Annotated in this window: 1 protein-coding gene; it reads left to right on the forward strand. The window is 46.4% G+C overall.

The window, feature by feature from the left end:
* Positions 1–336: 336 nt before the first annotated feature.
* On the forward strand, positions 337–1518 hold a 1182-nt coding region (locus tag KDK17_RS02550), incomplete at its 3' end, for a hypothetical protein (protein WP_257287263.1).

Genomic DNA, 1518 nt, shown 5'->3' on the forward strand with positions numbered 1-1518 from the left:
GACCAATTTATTGCAACCGCAGTAGGACAGCCTTAAGTCCGACAGGCTGCTAGACGCTCATGACCGGCGGGGTCAGTCATGATCGTTTAGCATGTGCTTTTTTCGGTCAACCCACACCATGGAAATCCTGTCGTGGTTCTCATTCGGCACGTTCAGAAAAGATGGCGAAGAATTGTGCCAATTCCTCCAATAACATTTCCCCCATACATACAATACGGAGGAAGACACAGGCCAAGGGGTTGCCGTGATTAACCGGAGCGAAATTATCGTGGCAAATAAACAAAGCACTTCCACTGTTCTGCTACTAGTCTTTCCGAGACTAACAAACATCAGAAAATGGTAGAAAGCAAAATGAATTTGGCAAAATTCAAAGTGGCTAACATAGCCGGATCGGTGGCATTGAGTTTATCTTTACCGGCACTGTCACTAACTGCAAGTAGTAATGCCGGGACACCCATTAATATCGATGAAGATCCGGTCTGCACTAGTACTTCGAACCAGGGAATACTGAGTTTATCAGAAGCACAGGCTCACTCCCCTGCCCATTCCGCCAAAATTGCAAAAAGTCAGGAGCTGGTGTCACTTGGTATAGACCAACAACTGACTGCCAGTATCGCCGAAGGCGAGAAATCAACGCACTATCAAGGTACTACATGGGCCCGTGATAACAACATGATGGCTGTTGATCGAGTGCTCGCACAGCCAGAGGTTCTGGAGGTCGTGTGTAACATCCTGCTTGCATTTTCCAAACATCAGGTAACCAAACTGGAGCCCAACAGTAACAAAAGTTTTCCTGGGTTTCAGCACAATAATCTCGGAGCACTACCCATTGTTCTGGTCAACAATCCCACACGCTTTATCATTGAACGGGTTATTAGGCGGAAATATCTCGTGGAAGTACAGAAATTCTTTGATCAACACCCCCACTTGTTATACGGGTCACGATTACCCGAATTATTTACGCTAGATGTCGAAAGGGCACTTACTTATGTCAAGACAACAGCTCCCGAACAACTGAAAGTGCAACTCACAACGGTATATCAGCGTATTGAAAACTTGAAAAAAACAACGCCGACTGATCCGCAATTCAAGTTTCCAAAACCCAGTTTCCTGTTGGATAACTATATAAACGAAAATTTGGACAGGTTGACACCAGGCACCACTGACCCGGAAATCAATATACTCGCGCTCTGTGGTAAGTATCTCAAAGCTCTGGCGACTGACGACCCATCGGCAGCACAAGCCAGGGGCCATCAGTTAACGCCCATGATTGCAAGAGCGCTTGTCTACATTTACACCAATGTTATGGATAAGCAGGGACTACCTGTCGGAGCTGACTATCTTGATATTTTTAATGACATACTCGCCGACAGCTGTCTGTTGACCAATGCATCAATTCTTCTTGATGGCCTGAAAAGTCTCCACAGCGCTTCGAGCTATCTCGATAGTGCTGCGTTCAGGCAGGAATTGATTAAGGCTGGCTCACATCTGCCACCATCGCTGAGATCGCTGACAGAT

This window comes from Endozoicomonas sp. SESOKO2, assembly GCF_024606245.1.
In the GTDB taxonomy this organism is placed as follows: Bacteria; Pseudomonadota; Gammaproteobacteria; order Pseudomonadales; family Endozoicomonadaceae; genus Endozoicomonas_A.